The organism is Pseudomonas sp. 2,4-D (assembly GCF_030418155.1).
In the GTDB taxonomy this organism is placed as follows: domain Bacteria; phylum Pseudomonadota; class Gammaproteobacteria; order Pseudomonadales; family Pseudomonadaceae; genus Aquipseudomonas; species Aquipseudomonas alloputida.
Window position 1 is genome coordinate 89,353 of record NZ_JAUHUI010000013.1, and the last position, 20,356, is coordinate 109,708.

Genomic DNA, 20,356 nt, shown 5'->3' on the forward strand with positions numbered 1-20,356 from the left:
TTGTGGCCGAAAAGTATGAACACTCATCGGCCAGCTTCACAATCCCTACAGCCCTTCACCCAGTACCTGATCAATACAATCGACAAAGTAGTCCACGCTCGCCCGGCTGGTGCACATCGGTGGCTTGATCTTGAGGATGTTCAGGTAGTCGCCGGTCGGCTGCATGAAGATGCCCAGGTCACGCAGGCGATTGCACAGCATCATGGTTTCTTCGGTGGCCGGCTCCAGGGTGGTGCGGTCGCGCACCAGTTCCAGCCCCAGGTAGAAGCCCGAGCCATGTGCCGCTCCGGCCAGCGGGTGCTTGTCGACCAGCGCCTGCAGGCGTGCCTTGAAGTAGCGCCCGGTGTCACGGGCGTTGTCCCACAAACCTTCCTCCTGCATGACATCCAGCACCGCCATGCCGATGCGGCAACTGACCGGGCTGCCACCGGCCGAGGAGAAGAAGTAGCCCTCGGCCTCCAGCGCCTCGGCGATTTCGCGACGGGTGATGACCACGCCCAGTGGCTGGCCGTTACCCATGCCTTTGGCCATGGTAATGATGTCCGGCACCACGCCCTGTTCCTCGAAGCCCCAGAAGTACTCGCCCAGGCGGCCATAACCCACCTGCACTTCGTCGGCGATGCACACCCCGCCGCGCGCGCGGACCTTGGCATAGGCTGCGCGCAGGTAGCCTGCGGGCAGCGAGATACCGCCGGCATTGCCGTACACCGGTTCGCAGATGATGCCCGCCAGCTGACGGCCACGGGCGTCGAGGTCAGCCAGCTTGGCGTCGACGTCCTGCAGGTAGTCGGCGGCGCTTTCGGCCCCGCGGAAACGACCGCGGAAGGTGTTCGGTGCTTCGACCGGGTGTACCCAGTCCGGTCGGGTTTCCAGGGCTTGCGGGTTGTCGGCGATCGACGTGGAGATGGCATCGGTGGCCACCGACCAGCCGTGGTAGGCCTCCAGCACACTGAGCAGGTCGCGCCCGCCACTGTAGGCCCAGGCCAGACGAATCGCCAGGTCGTTGGCCTCTGTGCCGCTGTTGACCATGAACACCCGGTCGAAACCTTCGGGGGCCAGGTCCAGCAGGCGCTCGGAGAATTCGGTGATTGCTGCGTAATGGAAGCGCGAGTTGGTGTTCAGCAGCGACCACTGCCGCGCCGACTCGGCAACCATGCGTGGATGGCCATGGCCCAGCACTGCGACGTTGTTGAGCATGTCCAGATAGGAACGGCCTTGCATGTCGATCAGGTAGTTGCGCCAGCCACGCTCAATGTGCGGCGGTTGCGCGTAGTAGTGCTTCTGCGAGCGGGCGAAGCTGGCATCGCGGCGGGCCAGCAGCGCTTGCGGATCGGGTAGCGGCTCGGCATCGCAATCGAAGCCCAGCAGGGCGGCCGGTGACGGGCACAGGGCCAGCCAGGCGGCGGCTTGTGAAGGCGTGGCGAAGCGCGGCGGATGGATGCCATTGTCCAGGCACAACTGCACGCTGAGGAAGCCGCAGCTGCTGCCCAGGAACTGGCCCTTTTCCACGGCCTGGCCGTCTGCCGGTGCGTCTTCCAGGCCTTGCAGCCACAAAGCCCAATGCGGGGTGCGCAAGCAGCCCCGGCCGTCGCCGCGGTGCAGCCAGGTGCCGGCTGCCGGCGCTTGCACCTGGCTGCCGTTGGGCACATGCAGCTCGACGCCAAGGGCGCAGGTGGCGGGTTCGTCGGGGCGGTCGATATGGGTTTGCGACAGGCGATACTGCCCGTGCAGGCTGCAGGCTGGGGCAGGGTGCAGGGTTAATAGACGTTGGTCGAAGCCGGGTTGCTCCCAGTTGCCCGCTTCACAATGCTCGCTGAGTACGCCGAGGTCCACGCGCGTCACCGGTTGCCCCGCAAGTTCGGGCAGCAGCGGCGCGCAGCCGGTCAGGTCCGGCGTGGCGGGCTGCAGGCCGGCAGCCTGCAGGATGGCCGCTTGCATTAGCGCGAAAGGCACGGCGGTGGCGGTGTCGAAGATTTCCCACTCATGGGCGACGTTGTCGCGGGTGTACTGGTTGCCCGGGTCCACGGCCAGTTGCTGCGCACTGCTCAGCACCAGCACTGCCGCGCGGTTCAGTACCAGAGGCCATAAGGCACGCAGTTCGGCGTCGGTCAGCGGGTTGAGCGCCTGGTAGGCGCTGATTGCCGGCAGGATCCGCAGCGGGTCGCCTTCGGCGTGGTGCAGCAGCGCCGCGCAGGTCACCGACAGGTCGGCGATGCGCCAGGTGCGCAGCAGGTCGCCGAAGTCGATCACCCCTTGCAACTGCCACTGGCGCTCGCCATCACGGGCCCAGACGGTGTTGTCGTCGGTAATGTCCAGGTGCACGGCCTGGCTTGGCAGCCGATCAACCAGCGGTGCGAGGTGTTCGCCGGCGACGCGGGTGGCGTGTTCGATGCGGACGCGTTGCTCGGTGTTGTGCAGGACGGGCAGCAGATGCTGGATCAACGCCTGGGCGTGTTGCGGGTCCCACTGCAGGGTGCGCGCAAGGCCGGGGTGGTCGAAATCGGCCAGGGCGCTGTCGAGCCGCGCGCACAGCCTGCCCATTTCGGCCATCAACTGCGCCGGCATGTGCTTGAGACGCGTCAACGGTTGACCGTCGATGTAGTCGAGCAGGCGTACCCGCAGCGGTTGGCCATCAACCTCCACGGCCAGCAAGTTTTCGCCGCTGTGCGCCGCACGTACTGCGGGCACCGACAGGCCGTGCTCACGCAGGTAGGCGAGGGCGGCATGCTGCGCCTCCAGCTCCACCTTGGCGTAGCTGCCATGACAGGCCTTGAGCACGAACTGCCCTTCAGCCGTGTCGACCCGGAAGTTCAGGTCCTGCTGACTGCCCAATGCCGACAACCCACCGGCAACGCCGTAGTGCATCTGCAGCAAGGCATGCGCCTGGGCTTCGCTGAGCGTGGGGCCTGGCAGGCTGGCGCGCTGGATCAGCTGCTCGAGGGCAGGGGAGACGTTTTTTTGTTGTTGACTGGGCATGGGCTCTACCGTTGGAGCAGGGGTGACAGCAGCGACTGTATGCCCGATCTGGCTGATGATGAAAGACGATCGTGATCAGAAATCCTGATAAATGGCAGCCCTTTGCCACGTACATGGGTTGATGTTTGTGTTTGGTAAGCATTACCATTTACATTTAGTTTCACTTCCTCAGCGCTGTCAGGAATTTACAAATGCCTTCCCGTATTCCCTCACGCCCCGCATTACTGGCGATCTGCTGTTCCGTAACCCTGATGGCGCAGGCTGCCGAGCCGATCCAGCTGGAGGCGACCGATGTCAGCGCCGATGCGTTGAAAGCGCGGCCCGACGCGTTACCGGACGAGTTTGCCGGAGGCCAGGTTGCCCGTGGCGGGCGGATGGGCGTGCTGGGTAACCAGGACTACATGGATGTGCCGTTTACCATGACCAGTTATACCGCCAAGGTGATCGAGGACCAACAGGCGGAGGATATCGGTGACGTTTTGGCCAACGATCCTTCGGTGCGTGAATCATTCGGCTTCGGCAACCAGTCCAAAGTGTTCGTGATCCGTGGTTTGCCGTTGGCTGGCGACGATATTTCATTCAATGGCCTGTACGGCATCTTGCCGCGACAGATCATGTCCACCGACGGCGTCGAGCGGGTCGAAGTGTTCAAGGGGCCTAATGCCTTCCTCAATGGCGTAAGCCCGACTGGCACCGGCCTGGGCGGCAACGTCAACCTGCAGCCCAAGCGCGCCGGCGATGAGCCGACCCGCCGCTATACCCAGGACATCAGCTCTGATGGCCGCATTGGCGAGCACCTGGATATCGGCCAGCGCTTCGGTGAGGACAACCGCTTCGGCGCGCGCCTGAACCTCAGCCAGCGCGAAGGTGAAACCGCCGTCGACGACCAGGACCAGCGCACCAAGCTGTTCACCGCTGGCCTGGACTACCGCGGCGACAACTTCCGCGTGTCGACTGATATCGGCTACCAGAAACAGCGCATCAACCACCTGCGCAATTCGGTGCGCCTGGGCAGCACCGCGACCAAGGCCCCGACCGCCCCGGATGCCAGTCACAACTATGGCCAGAACTGGAGTTACAGTGAGTCGGAAGATACCTTCGGCATGGTTCGTGGCGAATGGGACCTGAGCGACAACTGGACCGCCTACCTCGCCGGCGGCGCCCGTCACACGCGCGAGCATGGTACCTACGGCACGCCGGTACTGGTCGGCAACAGCGGCGCAGCGACGATGACCGCTTCGGACATCGTGCACGGCGAAGACAACACCAGCTTCAGTACCGGCCTGAATGGGCGGCTGCAGACCGGGCCGATCAGCCACCAGATCGCCGTGGGGGCCAATACCATGTGGACCCAGGCGGAAAACGCCTACATCTTCTATTCGCCAATCAACACCAACATTTACGACACCGTGCAGCAGGCCAAGCCGGGCACGGTCACCAGCACGGGTGGCGACATGGGTGACCCTGGTGTCACCGGCAAGACTCGCGCGCGGAGCATCGCGATTTCCGACACCATTGGCGTCTTCGATGACCGCCTGCTGCTGACTTACGGCTTGCGACGGCAGCAACTGCGGGTGGAAAGCTACACCTACGATGGCACTGTTTCCCAAGGGCAGCCCAACCTGGCGAATGACGGCAGCCGCAAAGGCGACCCGTACGAGGAGTCCATCACCACACCGGTCTATGGCATCGTTTTCAAGGCCACCGACAGCATTTCCTTGTATGCCAACCGCATCGAAGGCCTGGCGCAGGGGCCGACGGCGCCAGCCAATGTGTCGAACGCCAACGAGATGTTCCCGCCAGGCCGCACCAAGCAGCTTGAGGCTGGTATCAAGTTCGACCGACAGACCTTTGGTGCGAACCTGGCCGTGTTCCGTATCGAGAAGCCTTCGGACGGCTACACCTTGAACAATGTCTTCATTCGCGACGGCGAGCAGGTCAACAAAGGCCTGGAGTTGAGTGTGTTCGGCGAGCCGGTCCAGGGCTTACGCCTGATGGCCGGCGGCACGCGCATGACCTCGGAGCAGAAAAATACCGCTAACGGCAGCAACGATGGCAACCATGCCATCGGCGTGCCGACGTTCCAGCTCAATGCCAGCGTCGACTGGGACGTGCCCGGCGTGTCGGGTCTGGCGCTGAATGCAAGGATGCTGCGCACCGGTGGCCAGTTCGTCGATGCGGCGAACAATGTCAGTCTGCCGACCTGGAACCGTTTCGATGCCGGTGCCCGCTACAAGTTGAAGGTAGCGGAGAAAGACCTGACCTTGCGGGTGAATGTGGAGAACCTGACCGACAAGAACTACTGGGCTTCGGCTAACGGCGGTTACCTGACCCAGGGTGACCCGCGACTGGTGAAGTTCTCCGGGACCATTGATTTCTGATAACCCGGGCGTACGTAATCTCCAGGTGTTCTACGCCCGATTGCGTCAGGGCACCTGCCTTGGGTTTTGCGGTGTTGCGTAGATCGAGCGCCGCAAGAATCAAGGCGAACACACACCCTTCTCCTACAAATCCTCAACCTCCAAAAACGCCGCCTCCAGCAACTGCCGCGTATAGGGATGCTGCGGCGCATGGAAGATTGCCTGCGCGTCCCCTTGCTCTACCACATGCCCATGCTTGATCACCATCAATTGGTGGCTCAACGCCTTGACCACTGCCAGGTCATGGCTGATGAACAAGTAGGTCAGGTTGTACTTCTGCTGCAGATTACGCAGCAGCTCGACCACTTGCCGCTGTACGGTACGGTCCAGCGCCGAGGTGGGCTCATCCAGCAGAATCAGCGCCGGCTTCAGCACCAGCGCCCGGGCAATCGCTATGCGCTGGCGCTGGCCACCCGAAAACTCATGCGGGTAGCGATGCCGCGTGCGCGGGTCCAGCCCCACTTCCTCCAGCGCCGCGATGATCGCCGCTTCCTGTTCCTGCGCATTGCCAATACCGTGAATGCGCAACCCTTCGCCGACGATATCCGCTACGCACATGCGCGGGCTCAGGCTGCCAAACGGGTCCTGGAACACCACCTGCATTTCCCGCCGCAAGGGTCGCACGGCTTTCTGGTTCAGCCCTTCGAGGTTCTGCCCATGAAAGCGAATGCCGCCCTGGCTGGAAATCAGCCGCAAGATAGCCAGGCCCAATGTGGACTTGCCCGACCCGGATTCGCCAACAATGCCCAGCGTCTGGCCCTGGGGCAAGCTGAAGTTGACCCCGTCCACCGCCTTCACATGGTCGACCGTGCGTTGCAGAAAGCCCTTCTTGATCGGGAACCAGACCTTGAGGTCATCCACCTCCAGCAACGGCGCGCCCACCGGATTGTGCGCCGGCAGCCCGCTGGGTTCGGCATTGATCAGCATCTGGGTGTAATGGTGCTGTGGCGAACTGAACAGCGTGGCGCATTCGGCTTGCTCGACAATTTGCCCACGCTGCATCACGCACACGCGGTGAGCGATGCGGCGTACCAAGTTCAGGTCATGGCTGATCAGCAACAGGGCCATGCCCATACGTGCCTGCAATTCCTTGAGCAGCTCGAGTATCTTCAGCTGCACGGTCACATCCAGCGCCGTGGTCGGCTCGTCGGCAATCAGCAGCTCGGGCTCGTTGGCCAGCGCCATGGCGATCATTACCCGCTGGCGCTGCCCGCCCGACAATTCGTGGGGCAGGGCCTTGAGGCGCTTGCGCGGCTCTGGAATGCCGACCATATCCAGCAACTCCAGGGTGCGCGCAGTCGCTTCCTTGCCGGTCAGGCCCTTGTGCAGCAGGAGGATTTCGTTGATCTGCTTCTCGATGCAATGCAGCGGGTTGAGTGAGGTCATCGGCTCCTGGAAGATCATCGCAATGCGGTTACCGCGAATGCGCTGCAGGGTCTTCTCGTTCTGCTGCAGCAGGTCCTTGCCTTCGTAGCGGATGCTGCCGCTGGGGTGCCGGGCCAGGGGATAGGGCAGCAGGCGCAGGATCGAGTGCGCGGTGACCGATTTGCCCGAGCCACTTTCGCCCACCAGGGCCAGTGTCTCGCCTTTGCGAATATCGAAGCTGACGCCGTCCACCACCCGGTTGACCTGGTCCCCGGTCACGAACTCCACGGCCAGGTCCCGCACTTCGATCAGGTTCTGTTCACTCATGTCACTTCCTCGGGTCGAAGGCGTCGCGGGCGGATTCGCCGATGAACACCAGCAGGCTCAGCATCAGCGCCAGCACGGCAAAGGCGCTGATGCCCAGCCATGGCGCTTGCAGGTTGGACTTGCCCTGCGCCACCAGTTCGCCCAGCGAGGGCGAACCGGCGGGCAGGCCGAAGCCGAGGAAGTCCAGGGCGGTGAGGGTGCCGATGGCACCGGTGAGAATGAACGGCATGAAGGTCATGGTCGAGATCATGGCGTTGGGCAGGATGTGCCGGTACATGATTGCGCCGTTGCGCATGCCAAGTGCACGGGCGGCGCGCACGTATTCCAGGTTGCGCCCGCGCAGGAACTCGGCGCGTACCACATCCACCAGGCTCATCCACGAGAACAGCAACATGATGCCCAGCAGCCACCAGAAGTTGGGTTGCACGAAGCTGGCCAGGATGATCAGCAGGTACAGCACAGGCAGGCCGGACCAGATTTCCAGAAAGCGTTGCCCGGCCAGGTCGACCCAGCCACCGTAGAACCCCTGCAGGGCGCCTGCTATGACGCCAATAATGGAGCTGGCCACGGTCAAGGTGAGGGCGAACAGAACCGAAATGCGGAAGCCGTAGATCACCCGCGCCAGCACGTCGCGGCCCTGATCGTCGGTGCCCAGCCAGTTGTCCGCCGAAGGTGGGGCGGGGGCGGGGACACGCAGGTCATAGTTGATGCTCTGGTAGCTGAACGGAATGGGCGCCCACAGCACGAAGCTGTCTTTCTTCGCCAGCAGTTCGCGGATGTAGGGGCTCTTGTAGTTGGCTTCCAGCGGGAATTCCCCGCCGAAGGTGGTTTCCGGGTAACGCTTGAACGCCGGGAAGTACCATTCACCGTCGTAACGTACGGCGATCGGTTTGTCGTTGGCGATCAGTTCGGCGCCCAGGCTCAGCCCGAACAGAATCAGGAACAGCCACAACGACCACCAGCCACGGCGGTTGGCCTTGAAACGCTCGAAGCGCCGGCGGTTGAGGGGGGACAAGGCCATGTCAGTGCTCCCGGCTGGCAAAGTCGATGCGCGGATCGACCAAGGTGTAGGTCAGGTCGCCGATCAGTTTCACCACCAGCCCCAGCAGGGTGAAGATGAACAGGGTGCCGAAGACCACCGGGTAGTCGCGGTTGATGGCCGCTTCGAAACTCATCAGGCCGAGGCCGTCGAGACTGAAGATCACCTCGATCAGCAAGGAGCCTGTGAAGAAGATGCCGATGAACGCCGAAGGGAAACCGGCGATCACCAGCAGCATGGCGTTGCGGAACACGTGGCCGTACAGCACCCGTGATCGGCTCAGGCCTTTGGCTTTGGCGGTGACCACGTACTGTTTGTTGATTTCGTCGAGGAAGCTGTTCTTGGTCAGCAGGGTCATGGTGGCGAAGTTGCCGATGACCAGCGCGGTGATCGGCAGCACCAGGTGCCAGAAGTAGTCCAGCACCTTGCCGGTGGTGCTCAGTTCGTCGAAGTTGTTGGAGGTGAGGCCACGCAGCGGGAACCAGTCGAAGTAGCTGCCACCGGCGAACAGCACGATCAGCAGGATGGCGAACAGGAACGCCGGGATGGCGTAGCCGACGATGATCGCCGAACTGGTCCACACGTCGAAGTGGCTGCCGTGGCGCACGGCCTTGGCGATCCCCAGCGGGATCGACACCAGGTACATGATCAGCGTGCTCCACAGCCCCAGCGAGATCGAAACCGGCATCTTCTCGGCGATCAGGTCGATCACCTTGGCGTCGCGGAAGAAGCTGTCGCCGAAGTCCAGCCGGGCATAGTTCTTGACCATGATCCATAGGCGCTCGGGCGGCGACTTGTCGAAACCGTACATGCGCTCGATTTCAGCGATCAGCGCCGGATCCAGGCCCTGGGCGCCGCGGTAGCTGGAGCCGGCCACGGAAACCTCGGCGCCGCCACCTGCAATGCGGCTGGTGGCGCCTTCGAAGCCTTCGAGCTTGGCGATCATTTGCTCGACCGGGCCACCGGGGGCGGCCTGGACGATGATGAAGTTGATGATGAGGATGCCGAACAGGGTCGGAATGATCAGCAGCAGGCGGCGCAGGATGTAGGCCAGCATCTTAATTGGCCTCGTCCGCAGTCGCTTCGCTGACCGCCGGGGTTACATCGGGCTTGATCCACCAGGTGTCGATGCCGATGTCGTACTTGGGCGACACGTTCGGGTGGCCGATGTGGTTCCAGTAGGCCACACGCCAGGTCTTGATGTGCCAGTTGGGAATCACGTAATAGCCCCACAGCAGCACGCGGTCGAGGGCGCGGCAGTGGTCGATCAGGCTCTGCCGAGAGTCGGCGTTGATCAACTGGTCCACCAGTTGGTCGATGGCCGGGTCGCGCAGGCCGATGAAGTTGCGGCTGCCGGGGTTGTCGGCGGCGGCGCTGGACCAGAACTCGCGCTGCTCGTTGCCTGGCGAGTTGGATTGCGGGTAGCCGCCAACGATCATGTCGTAGTCACGCGAGCGCAGGCGGGTTATGTACTGCGAAACGTCGACGCGGCGAATGTTCAGCTCGATACCGAGGTCGGCAAGGTTGCGCTTGAACGGCAGCAGAATGCGTTCGAACTCGGTCTGCGCCAGCAGGAACTCGATGCTTGCCGGCTTGCCTTGGGCGTCGACCATCTTGTCGTCGACGATTTTCCAGCCGGCTTCCTGCAACAGCTTGTAGGCCTGGCGCTGTTGCTCGCGGATCATGCCGCTGCCGTCACTGACCGGGTTGTGGAAGATCTCGGTAAATACTTGCTCGGGCACTTTGCCGCGCAGTGGTTCGAGGATTTTCAGCTCGTTGGGGCTGGGCAGGCCGCGGGCGGCCATTTCCGAGTTCTCGAAGTAGCTGCCGGTACGGGTGTAGGCGCCGTTGAACAGCTGCTTGTTGGTCCACTCGTAGTCCAGCAGCAGGCTCAGGGCCTGGCGCACACGCACATCCTGGAACACCGGGCGGCGGATGTTGAAAATGAAGCCCTGCATACCGGTGGGGTTGCCGTTGGGCAGCTCTTCCTTGATCAGGCGACCTTCGCGCACGGCGGGCACGTTGTAGGCGGTGGCCCAGTTCTTAGCACTGACTTCCAGGCCATAGTCGAATGCCCCGGCCTTGAGGGCCTCCAGGGCGACGGTGGTGTCGCGGTAGGAGTCGAACGTCATGGCATCGAAGTTGTAGAAGCCGCGGTTGATGGGCAGGTCCTTGGCCCAGTAGTCCTTGACCCGTTCGTAGCGCACCGAGCGCCCGGCCTTGACCTTGGCGACCTTGTACGGGCCGCTGCCCAACGGGATTTCCAGGTTGCCGCGGTTGAACTCGCGGTTTTCGTACCAGTGCTTGGGCAGTACCGGCAGCTGGCCGAGAATCAGTGGCAGCTCGCGGTTGTTCTTGTGCTTGAACTTGAACAGCACCTTCAGCGGTTCTTCGGCGACCACTTCGGCGACGTCGGCGTAGTACTGGCGGTACAGCGGGGCGCCGTCCTTGATCAGGGCGTTGAAGGTGAACACCACGTCGTCGGCGCGCATCGGATGGCCATCATGGAAGCGCGCTTCAGGGCGCAGGTAGAAGCGCACCCAGCTGTTGTCCGGGGCCTTTTCGATCTTGCCGGCCACCAGGCCGTATTCGGTGAACGGTTCATCCTGGCTCTGGCGCATCAGGGTGTCGTAGATAATGCCGATGTTCTCGGCCGCCACGCCTTTGTTGATGAACGGGTTGAGGCTGTCGAAGCCGCCGAAGCTGGACTGGCGGAAGGTGCCGCCCTTGGGCGCATCCGGGTTGACGTAGTCGAAGTGCTTGAAGTCGGCGGGGTACTTGGGTGGCTCATCGTAAAGGGTGAGCGCGTGCTGCGGTGCGGCCAGCGCGGGAAGGCTCAGGCAGGCGAGCAACAGGCTGCCTGCCAGCCGGCGCAGACGGTGCGTTGGCGTCATTGGGCTTTCTCCGAAGTCTTGATCCACCAGCTGTTCAGCCCAAGGGTGTAGGGCGGCGTGGTGACGAAGGCGAACCGGTTGCGGTAGGCCAGGCGATGGTTGTCGAGGTACCAGTTGGGGATCATGTAGTAGTGCCATGAGAGCACGCGGTCCAGGGCGCGGGCAGCGGCGACCTGGTCATCGCGGGTGCGGGCGGCGAGCAGGGTGTCGAGCAGGTGGTCGACCACCGGGTCCTTGACCCCAGCATAGTTCTTGCTGCCCTTTGTCACGGCCTGGCTGGAATGGAAGTACAGCCACTGTTCGAGGCCGGGGCTGAGGGTCTGGTTCAGGGTCATCAGAATCATGTCGAAATCGAACTGGTCCAGGCGTTGTTTGTACTGGGCACGGTCCACGGTGCGCAAGCGCGCATCGATGCCGATGCTGGACAGGTTTTCGACATAAGGTTGCAGGATGCGTTCAAGGTTGGGATTTACCAGCAGCAGTTCCATGCGCAATTGCTGGCCCTTGCTGTCGACCAGGCGCTGGCCGTGCAGCTTCCAGCCGGCCTCGGCGAGCAGGCCCAGGGCCTGGCGCAGGGTCTGGCGGCTGATACCCCGGCCATCGGTGTGGCTGACCTTGTACGGTTCGCTGAACAGCTTGGCCGGCAACTGGTCACGGAACGGCGCCAGCAGCAGCCACTCCTTGCCGGTGGGCAGGCCGCTGGCGGCGAACTCGCTGTTGGGGTAGTAGCTGGTCGAGCGGCGGTAGGCGCTGCTGAACAGCGCGCGGTTGGTCCACTCGAAGTCCAGCATCAGCCCCAGCGCCTGGCGTACCCGCGGGTCACTGAACGCGGCCCGGCGGCTGTTCATGAACAGGCCCTGTGTTTGCGTGGGGATGCTGTGCGGGATTTGTGCCTTGATCACTTCACCCCGGCGCACGGCAGGGAAGTTGTAACCGTTGGCCCAGTTTTTTGCCTGATGCTCGATATAGATGTCGAACTCGCCGGCCTTGAATGCTTCGAAGGCCACCGTCGCGTCACGATAGAACTCGTATTCGACCCGATTGAAATTGTACTTGCCACGGTTGACCGCCAGGTCTTTGCCCCAGTAGTTCTTCACCCGTTCAAACACCAGGCGTCGTCCGGGTTGTACCTGGGTGATGCGGTAGGGCCCGCTGCCCAAGGGGGGCTCGAAGGTGGTGGCCTTGAAGTCGCGCTTCTGCCAGTAGTGTTTGGGCAGCACCGGCATTTCGCCCAGACGCAGGATCAGCAGCGGGTTGCCGGCGCGTTTGAACACGAAGCGGATGCGTAGCGGGCCGAGGATGTCCACCCGCTGCACTTCCTGCAGGTTGGTGCGGTAGATCGGGTGGCCATCCTTGAGCAGCGTGCGGTACGAGAAGGCCACGTCAGCCGAGGTGATGGGCTGGCCGTCATGCCAGCGGGCTTCGGGGCGCAGGTTGAACACCACCCAGCTGCGGTCCTCGCTGTACTCCACCGAGCGGGCGATCAGGCCATAGCTGGAGGTCGGCTCGTCACCGGACGGGTCGTACTGGCCCGTGCCGACCATCAGTGGCTCGTTCAGCTCGCTGATGCCGTACTGCTGGAAATTGGGCGTGGTAATCGGGCTCGACCCTTTGAAGGTGTAGGGGTTGAGCGTGTCGAAGGTACCAAAAGCCATGGCCCGCAACGTGCCGCCCTTGGGCGCTTGCGGGTTGACCCAGTCGAAGTGGGTGAAGGTGGCTGGGTACTTGAGCGTGCCGAACTGCGCGTATCCGTGGCTTTCGCTCACCATCGCGGCTGCGGGAAAGCTCAAGGCCAGGCTGAGTGACAGCAGGAGGGGACGTATCAAGTCGGCATCCGATCCAGAGGCGTTGGGCTTTGATCGAGTACAGTAACAGCTTGGTGGGGTTGGAAAAAGAGAGGGGCTGGGTTTTCCAGTGGCTGGGTTTTCAGGCCTATTCGCGGGCACGCCCGCTTCCACAGGTACGGCACCGGCTTTGAGGGCTGTGAAAAACCTGTGGGAGCGGGCGTGCCCGCGAATGGGCTGCAAAGCAGCCCCTGTAACGACTCAATGCCCGAGGTAGACGGTCAGGGTCTGGCCTGGCTTGAGGGCATGGCCGCTGCGTGGGTTCCAACGCTTGAGGTGCTTCATTTCCACATTGAAGCGCTTGGCCACCAGGTACAGGGAGTCGCCCTTGCGGACCTTGTATTGCGTGGAGCGCTTTCCGGAGGCGGCAACCCGGTTGCCGGCGGCGCTCGGTGCACTGCCGCCGCGCAGGGCCAGAACCTGGCCAGCACGCAGACTGTTGCCGGACAAACGGTTCCAGCGCTTGATGTCCTTGACCGACACACGGTTGGCCTTGGCGATGGCGCTCAGGTTATCGCCACGCTTGACCCGGTAGCTGCGCGCCGTCGGTGCCTTGGCTTCGGCCACGGCCCGGGCAAACGCTGCTTTCGGCGGTTGCAGGCTGACCAGTTGCTCCGGGTTGAGGTTGGACAGGCTGGCACTGAGCAACTGCGCCTTGGCGGTGGGCACCAGCAGCTGTTTCGGGCCATCGACGGTCATGCGCTTCTTGAATGCCGGGTTGAGCTGGATCAGCTCGTCCTCGTCGATGTTGGCAAAGGCCGCGACCCGGGTAAGGTCCAGGCGGTCATTGATCGCCACCGCTTCGAAGTACGGTTCGTTGGCGATCGGGGTAAGATTGACACCATAGGCTTCTGGCGTGGACACCACCTGCGACAGTGCCAGCAACTTGGGCACGTAGTCGCGGGTTTCCTGTGGCAGCGGCAGGTTCCAGTAGTCGGTCGGCAGGCCGAGCCTTTCGTTGCGCTCGATGGCTCGGCTGACGGTGCCTTCGCCGGCATTGTAGGCCGCCAGGGCCAACAGCCAGTCGCCGTTGAACATGTCGTGCAGGCGGGTCAGGTAGTCCAGCGCGGCGTTGGTCGACGCGGTGACATCGCGGCGGCCGTCATAGAAGTTGGTCTGGCGCAGGTTGAAGTGGCGACCGGTAGCCGGCATGAACTGCCACATGCCGGCAGCGCTGGCGCGTGAGTAGGCCATGGGGTTGTAGGCACTTTCGATGGCTGGCAGCAGGGCCAGTTCCAGCGGCATGTCGCGTTCTTCAAGGCGCTCGACGATGTAGTGCAGGTAGAGGCTGCCACGTTCCCCGGCGCTTTCGATGAAGGTCGGGTTGCTGGCGAACCACAAGCGCTGCTGCTCGATGCGCGGGTTGACGTCGATGCTGTCCTGCAGGGCGAAGCCCTGGCGCATGCGCTCCCAGACATCCTGCGGCGCCTGTTCGGCCGGCTTGACCAGCAGCGGTGAAGGTTTGTGCTTGATCCGTGCCTGGTAGTTGTGCGCGCGAACGCTATCGGATTCGTCGAGCTGACGGGTGCTCTGGCAGCCCACCAGCGTGGCGGCCAGGGCCAGCGCGCTGATTTGGGCCAGGCGCGTCAGGGCGGCGGAATGAGAGGTTCTGCGGCTACGGGAAGACATCGGCTGACACGGGTATCCGGGCGAAAAATTTCGGCGATTCTAGAAACCGCTCCGGCCCCGGTCAACCTTCTACCCTCACTTGCGATATATCTTGCGGTTATCAGAAGGTGTCCTTCCAAGACCTCAAGGCAGCAAAAACAGCGACATGCGAGGTGTTTGAATGTCCCTTCCATTCGTCTGCTTTTTGTTTAACTAATGTTTCAGAGGTACGCAGAAAGGGGTTGGTCAGGCGCTCCAGGCCGATCGTTGAGGGCAAGCTGATGCGATTTTCGGCGCGCAAACGGGTAACGTCCTCGAAGCGTTGCTGAACGTGCGGGTTGGTCGGTTCCACAGCCTTGGCGAAGCGCAGGTTGCTGAGGGTGTATTCATGGGCGCAGTACACTTGTGTCTGCTCTGGCAGGGCCGCCAGGCGGGCGAGGGCGGGCTGCATCTGTTCGGGTGTACCCTCGAACATGCGCCCGCAACCGGCGGCGAACAGGGTGTCGCCACTGAACAGGATGGGCGTTGCTGGCTGGTCGCTGAAGAAGGCGATATGCCCCAGGGTGTGGCCGGGTACCGCCAGTACCTGGAACGTCACACCCAGTACGTCCACCCTGTCGCCTTCGTCCAGGGCCAGGTCGCGGCCGGGAATGCGCTCGTTGGCAGGGCCACAGACCCGTGCGCCGGTCAATTGCCTGAGCCGTTCCACCCCGCCGACATGGTCATTGTGGTGGTGGGTGACGAGGATGTCGCTCAGCACCCACTCCGGGTTGGCAGCCAGCCAGCGCTCCACTGGGCCGGCATCGCCCGGGTCGACCACCGCACAACGGCGTTTGGCAGTATCCTGTAACAACCAGATGTAGTTGTCGGAGAAAGCGGGGAGAGCTTCGATCTGTATCATGGTGCGGATCCGATTCGCCTAGCGTGGCACATGAGGGCATCTTAGCCGCGATGGCGCGGTGGGAGAACCTTCGAGGGAGAGCGCAATGACCGACCAAGCCTTTGCCCAGGCCGACCCGGACTGGGTCGAGCTGATCAGCCTGGCCCGTGAGTGGTTCAACGGCCCACTTGGGCAACTGATGCTCAAGGAGGAGGACAAACTGCTGGAAGAAGAGCTCGGGCGCTTCTTTGGCGGCTATCTCGTGCATTACGGGCCCTGCGCCGAGCCACCGCCCAGAGCCCCCCAGGTGCAGCGTAACGTGCGCCTTGGTGCGCCCTTGCCGGGTGTGGAGATTGTCTGCGAAGAGCAGGCCTGGCCGTTGAGCGAGCACGCTGCCGACGTGGTGGTGCTGCAGCATGGCCTGGACTTCTGCCTGTCACCCCATGGCCTGCTGCGCGAGGCCGCCAGTGCCGTACGCCCGGGCGGGCACCTGCTGATCGTGGGGATCAACCCCTGGAGCAGCTGGGGCATGCGCCATTTCTTCAGTCACGGTGCTCTGCGCAAGGCGCGCTGCATCTCGCCGTCACGGGTGGGCGACTGGCTCAACCTGCTGGGCTTCGCGCTGGAGAAACGTCGCTTCGGGTGCTATCGTCCGCCGCTTGCCTCACCGGCCTGGCAGCAACGCCTGGAGGGCTGGGAACGACTGGCCGGCGGCTGGCAGGGCTCCGGTGGCGGGGTGTACCTGCTGGTGGCGCGCAAGATGGTGGTAGGCCTGCGGCCTTTGCGGCCGGAACGTCGCGAGCCGATGGGCAAGCTGCTGCCGCTGCCACTGGCGAAGGTCAACCGCACCGTAGCCAACCCCGAAACTGACAAGCACTGAATTCAAGAGTGGTACATGAGCGATAGCGTCGAGATGTTTACTGATGGTGCCTGCAAGGGCAACCCTGGCCCGGGTGGCTGGGGCGTGCTGATGATCTACAAGGGCGTCGAGAAGGAACTGTGGGGCGGCGAACGTGAGACCACCAACAACCGCATGGAGCTGATGGCCGCGATCCAGGGCCTCATGTCGCTCAAGCGTGAATGCGAGGTGGTGCTGACCACGGACTCGCAGTACGTGATGAAGGGCATCAACGAATGGATGGTCAACTGGAAGAAGCGCGGCTGGAAGACCGCCGCCAAGGAGCCGGTGAAGAACGCTGACTTGTGGCAGCAGCTCGATGAGCAGGTCAACCGCCACAAGGTAACCTGGAAGTGGGTGCGCGGCCATATTGGCCACCCCGGCAATGAACGCGCCGACCAGCTGGCCAACCGTGGGGTCGATGAGGTACGCGCCCAGCGTTGAGCTGGGGTACAATTGCGGCCTTTGTAACGGATGCAAGTTGGAGCGCCCGCGTGGAGCAGCAGCAAGATAAACGGTTCGTCATTCTCGATACCGAAACCACGGGTATGCCGGTTGGCGAAGGCCACCGGATCATCGAGATCGGCTGTGTCGAGGTCATCGGCCGGCGCCTGACCGGGCGACACTTCCACGTCTACCTGCAGCCCGACCGCGAGAGTGACGAGGGCGCGATCAACGTTCACGGCATCACGGATGCCTTCCTGGTCGGCAAGCCACGGTTTGGCGATGTCGCCGAGGAGTTCTTCCAGTTCATCCAGGGCGCCACGCTGGTCATCCACAACGCGGCGTTCGACGTTGGCTTCATCAACAACGAATTCGCCTTGCTGGGCCAGCAGGACCGCGCTGACATTTCGCAGCACTGCACCATTCTTGACACCCTGCTGCTGGCACGTTCGCGCCACCCGGGGCAGCGCAACAGCCTGGACGCGCTGTGTAAACGCTACGACATCGACAACTCGGGCCGTGAGTTGCACGGCGCACTGCTCGACTCGGAACTGCTGGCCGACGTTTACCTGGCAATGACCGGTGGCCAGACGAGCCTGTCGTTGGCTGGGAATGGGGCAGATGCCGAAGAGGACGGGCAAGGCGCTGGCGGCAGCGAGATCCGCCGGATTGTCGGGCGTACGCCGGGGCGGGTGATCATGGCCAGCGCTGAAGAGCTGGAGGCGCATGCCGAGCGGCTGGCAGCCATTGCCAAGTCGGCGGGTGGGCCTTCGCTGTGGCAGGCCCTGACTGAGACGCCAGCCGGCTGATCTTTCGCCCTGCAACAGAAGTGGAGATCGTTGCAGGAGCGGGTTTACCCGCGAATACGGTGGCGCCTGCGGCGGTGAATGGCGGGGGGCAGATTGGCCAGCAGGCCCGGCCCTTTCGCGGGTAAACCCGCTCCTACGACGCCTGTGTCCAATCACCGACAGGTGTCCACCACCAATCAGGTGTAGGGGCGGCTTCACTCGCGAAAGGGCCAGTACAGGCAATACAAGGCTCAACTACCCTGAAATGGACGCCATGTCCTTCGGAGGTAGCCACCTGATGTACAAGGACCTCAAGTTCCCGATCCTCATCGTCCACCGCGCCATCAAGGCCGACAGTGTTGCTGGCGAGCGTGTGCGCGGCATCGCCGAGGAATTGCGCCAGGATGGCTTTGCCATTCTCGCCGCCGCTGACCACGCCGAAGCACGGCTGGTCGCCGCCACCCACCACGGCCTGGCCTGCATGCTCATCGCGGCCGAAGGCGCTGGCGAGAACACCCATCTGTTGCAGAACATGGCCGAGCTGATTGGCCTGGCCCGCTTGCGTGCACCCAACCTGCCGATCTTCGCCCTGGGCGAGCAGGTGACCTTGGAAAATGCCCCCGCCGAAGCCATGAGCGAGCTCAACCAGCTGCGTGGCATCCTTTACCTGTTCGAAGACACCGTGCCGTTTCTCGCCCGCCAGGTAGCGCGTGCTGCACACACCTACCTCGACGGCCTGCTGCCGCCGTTCTTCAAGGCGCTGGTGCAGCACACCGCGCAGTCCAACTATTCCTGGCACACTCCAGGCCATGGTGGCGGTGTGGCCTATCATAAAAGCCCGGTAGGCCAAGCCTTTCACCAGTTCTTCGGGGAAAACACCCTGCGTTCGGACCTGTCCGTTTCCGTGCCGGAGCTGGGTTCGCTGCTCGACCACACAGGCCCGCTGGCCGAAGCCGAGGCCAGGGCGGCGCGCAACTTTGGCGCCGACCACACCTTCTTCGTCATCAATGGTACCTCCACGGCCAACAAGATCGTCTGGCACGCCATGGTCGGCCGTGACGACCTGGTGCTGGTGGACCGCAACTGCCACAAGTCGGTGGTGCACGCGATCATCATGACGGGTGCCATCCCGTTGTACCTGTGCCCGGAGCGCAACGAACTGGGCATCATCGGCCCGATCCCGCTCAGCGAGTTCAGCCCCGAGGCGATCGCCGCGAAGATTCAGGCCAACCCCCTTGCCCGGGATCGGGGGCAGCGTATCAAGCTGGCGGTAGTGACCAACTCCACCTACGACGGGCTGTGTTACCACGCCGGGCTGATCAAGCAGGCCCTGGGTGCCAGTGTCGAGGTGCTGCACTTCGACGAGGCCTGGTTTGCCTATGCCGCGTTCCACGACTTTTTCACCGGGCGCTACGCCATGGGCACCGCCTGCGCGGCAGACAGCCCGCTGGTGTTCAGTACCCACTCCACCCACAAGCTGCTGGCGGCGTTCAGCCAGGCCTCGATGATTCATGTGCAGGACGGTGCCAGGCGGCAGCTGGACCGGGACCGTTTCAACGAAGCGTTCATGATGCACATCTCTACCTCGCCGCAGTACAGTATTCTCGCCTCGCTGGATGTGGCTTCCACCATGATGGAAGGGCCGGCTGGGCGCTCGCTGCTGCAGGAGATGTTCGACGAGGCCTTGAGTTTTCGTCGTGCCCTGGCCAACCTGCGTGAGCACATTGCCGCAGAGGACTGGTGGTTCAGCATCTGGCAGCCGCCAAGTGCCGAGGGCATGCCCCGTCTGGCCGCGCAGGACTGGCTGCTGCAGCCGGGGGCGCAATGGCATGGGTTTGGTGAAGTGGTGACCGACTATGTGCTGCTCGACCCGCTGAAGGTAACCTTGGTAATGCCGGGCCTGAGCGCAGACGGTGTGCTGGGCGCGCGCGGCATCCCGGCGGCGGTAGTCAGCAAGTTTCTCTGGGAGCGCGGGCTGGTGGTGGAAAAAACGGGCCTGTACAGCTTCCTGGTACTGTTTTCCATGGGCATCACCAAGGGCAAGTGGAGCACCTTGCTCACCGAGCTGCTGGAGTTCAAGCGCCACTATGACGGCAACACCCCAATCAGCAGCTGCCTGCCCAGTGTGGGGTCTGCCGACGCCTTGCGCTACCAGGGCATGGGCCTGCGCGACCTGTGCGACCAGTTACATGACTGCTACCGCGCCAATGCCACGGCCAAGCAGCTAAAGCGGCTGTTCACCCGTTTGCCGGAGGTGGCCGTCAGCCCGGCCCAGGCCTATGACAAGATGGTGCGTGGCGAAGTGGAGGCGGTGCCGATCGAGGCACTGCTGGGGCGTGTGGCGGCGGTGATGCTGGTGCCGTACCCGCCTGGCATCCCATTGATCATGCCGGGTGAGCGGTTCACCGAGGCGACCCGCTCGATCCTTGATTACCTGGCATTCGCCCGAGCATTCAACCAGGGCTTTCCCGGCTTTGTCGCCGATGTGCACGGCCTGCAGCACGAAGGGGGCCGCTACACGGTGGATTGCATCACGGAATGCGCGTGATCTCGACGCCGGAACGTGCCAGCTCGAAACGGTTTTCACCCAGGTGGTTGACCTTGTCGCCGATGGCCAGGCGGTAGGTGGTGATGGGGGCGCCCAGCGTGCTGCCGTCGAGTTGCAGGGTGGATTCCTGAAACTCGTGCACGGGGTAGATGCGGCCTTCGGCGTCACGGGCGTGGAATTGGCCGACCATTACTGCTGCCATTTGGGTGGAAACCTCTGAATTACGTAGGAAATGTATGAAGGCATAGACCGTGAAACAGATGCGGAAGTTTTCGCCCTGCGGAAAAAAAACTCAGGCGCCGGAGAACGGTCATCTATAACTACA

The 20,356-nt window shown here is 63.1% G+C and carries 14 protein-coding genes; 5 read left to right on the forward strand and 9 right to left on the reverse strand.

The genetic code is table 11. From position 1 onward, the window contains the following. Nucleotides 1-45: 45 nt before the first annotated feature. Nucleotides 46-2,976, reverse strand: coding sequence for an aminotransferase (locus QYE47_RS12240; RefSeq protein ID WP_014590293.1), 2,931 nt, complete (start codon nucleotides 2,974-2,976; stop codon nucleotides 46-48). Nucleotides 2,977-3,167: 191 nt separating this feature from the next. On the opposite strand from QYE47_RS12240, the gene QYE47_RS12245 reads away from it, so the two are divergent. Then, the gene (locus QYE47_RS12245) at nucleotides 3,168-5,357 is read left to right on the forward strand and encodes a TonB-dependent siderophore receptor (RefSeq protein ID WP_014590294.1); all 2,190 of its coding nucleotides are present in this window, start codon (nucleotides 3,168-3,170) and stop codon (nucleotides 5,355-5,357) included. A gap of 123 nt (nucleotides 5,358-5,480) precedes the next feature. On the opposite strand, the gene QYE47_RS12250 is transcribed toward QYE47_RS12245, so the two are convergent. The 7 genes from QYE47_RS12250 to gloB all read right to left on the reverse strand — a co-directional run bounded on the left by QYE47_RS12250 (nucleotide 5,481) and on the right by gloB (nucleotide 15,374). After that, complete coding sequence (locus tag QYE47_RS12250) at nucleotides 5,481-7,088, reverse strand: ABC transporter ATP-binding protein (protein ID WP_014590295.1); 1,608 nt, start codon at nucleotides 7,086-7,088, stop codon at nucleotides 5,481-5,483. 1 nt (nucleotide 7,089) lies between these two features. Then, nucleotides 7,090-8,109, reverse strand: coding sequence for an ABC transporter permease (locus QYE47_RS12255; protein ID WP_014590296.1), 1,020 nt, complete (start codon nucleotides 8,107-8,109; stop codon nucleotides 7,090-7,092). A 1-nt stretch (nucleotide 8,110) separates the two neighbouring features. Then, a complete protein-coding gene (locus QYE47_RS12260; RefSeq protein WP_014590297.1) occupies nucleotides 8,111-9,184 on the reverse strand; it encodes a microcin C ABC transporter permease YejB in 1,074 nt (357 codons plus the stop codon). A 1-nt stretch (nucleotide 9,185) separates the two neighbouring features. Further along, on the reverse strand, nucleotides 9,186-11,021 hold the full coding sequence (locus tag QYE47_RS12265) for an extracellular solute-binding protein (RefSeq protein ID WP_014590298.1): 1,836 nt from the start codon (nucleotides 11,019-11,021) through the stop codon (nucleotides 9,186-9,188). Further along, nucleotides 11,018-12,847, reverse strand: a complete 1,830-nt coding sequence (locus QYE47_RS12270; RefSeq protein WP_041166876.1) for an extracellular solute-binding protein — start codon at nucleotides 12,845-12,847, stop codon at nucleotides 11,018-11,020. The genes QYE47_RS12265 and QYE47_RS12270 overlap by 4 nt, the downstream gene beginning before the upstream one ends. Nucleotides 12,848-13,066: 219 nt before the next feature. Further along, complete coding sequence (locus tag QYE47_RS12275; RefSeq protein ID WP_014590300.1) at nucleotides 13,067-14,494, reverse strand: lytic transglycosylase domain-containing protein; 1,428 nt, start codon at nucleotides 14,492-14,494, stop codon at nucleotides 13,067-13,069. Between the two features lie 100 nt (nucleotides 14,495-14,594). After that, a complete protein-coding gene (gloB, locus tag QYE47_RS12280) occupies nucleotides 14,595-15,374 on the reverse strand; it encodes a hydroxyacylglutathione hydrolase (RefSeq protein WP_014590301.1) in 780 nt (259 codons plus the stop codon). Between the two features lie 85 nt (nucleotides 15,375-15,459). Here gloB and QYE47_RS12285 point away from each other — a divergent pair, with 85 nt between their 5' ends. The 4 genes from QYE47_RS12285 (at nucleotide 15,460) to QYE47_RS12300 (ending at nucleotide 20,031) form a co-directional block, all read left to right on the forward strand. Then, nucleotides 15,460-16,233, forward strand: a complete 774-nt coding sequence (locus tag QYE47_RS12285; protein ID WP_014590302.1) for a class I SAM-dependent methyltransferase — start codon at nucleotides 15,460-15,462, stop codon at nucleotides 16,231-16,233. A gap of 15 nt (nucleotides 16,234-16,248) precedes the next feature. After that, entirely contained in the window at nucleotides 16,249-16,695 is a 447-nt protein-coding gene (gene rnhA / locus QYE47_RS12290; protein WP_003251460.1) for a ribonuclease HI, read from the forward strand. 50 nt (nucleotides 16,696-16,745) lie between these two features. Beyond that, nucleotides 16,746-17,504, forward strand: coding sequence for a DNA polymerase III subunit epsilon (gene dnaQ / locus QYE47_RS12295; protein ID WP_014590303.1), 759 nt, complete (start codon nucleotides 16,746-16,748; stop codon nucleotides 17,502-17,504). Between the two features lie 277 nt (nucleotides 17,505-17,781). After that, complete coding sequence (locus QYE47_RS12300) at nucleotides 17,782-20,031, forward strand: Orn/Lys/Arg decarboxylase N-terminal domain-containing protein (protein ID WP_041167131.1); 2,250 nt, start codon at nucleotides 17,782-17,784, stop codon at nucleotides 20,029-20,031. On the opposite strand, the gene QYE47_RS12305 is transcribed toward QYE47_RS12300, so the two are convergent. Next, nucleotides 20,015-20,233 (reverse strand): hypothetical protein, encoded by a 219-nt coding sequence (locus QYE47_RS12305; protein ID WP_010954911.1) that lies wholly within the window; start codon nucleotides 20,231-20,233, stop codon nucleotides 20,015-20,017. The two genes, QYE47_RS12300 and QYE47_RS12305, sit on opposite strands and share 17 nt — an antisense overlap. Nucleotides 20,234-20,356 lie beyond the last annotated feature (123 nt).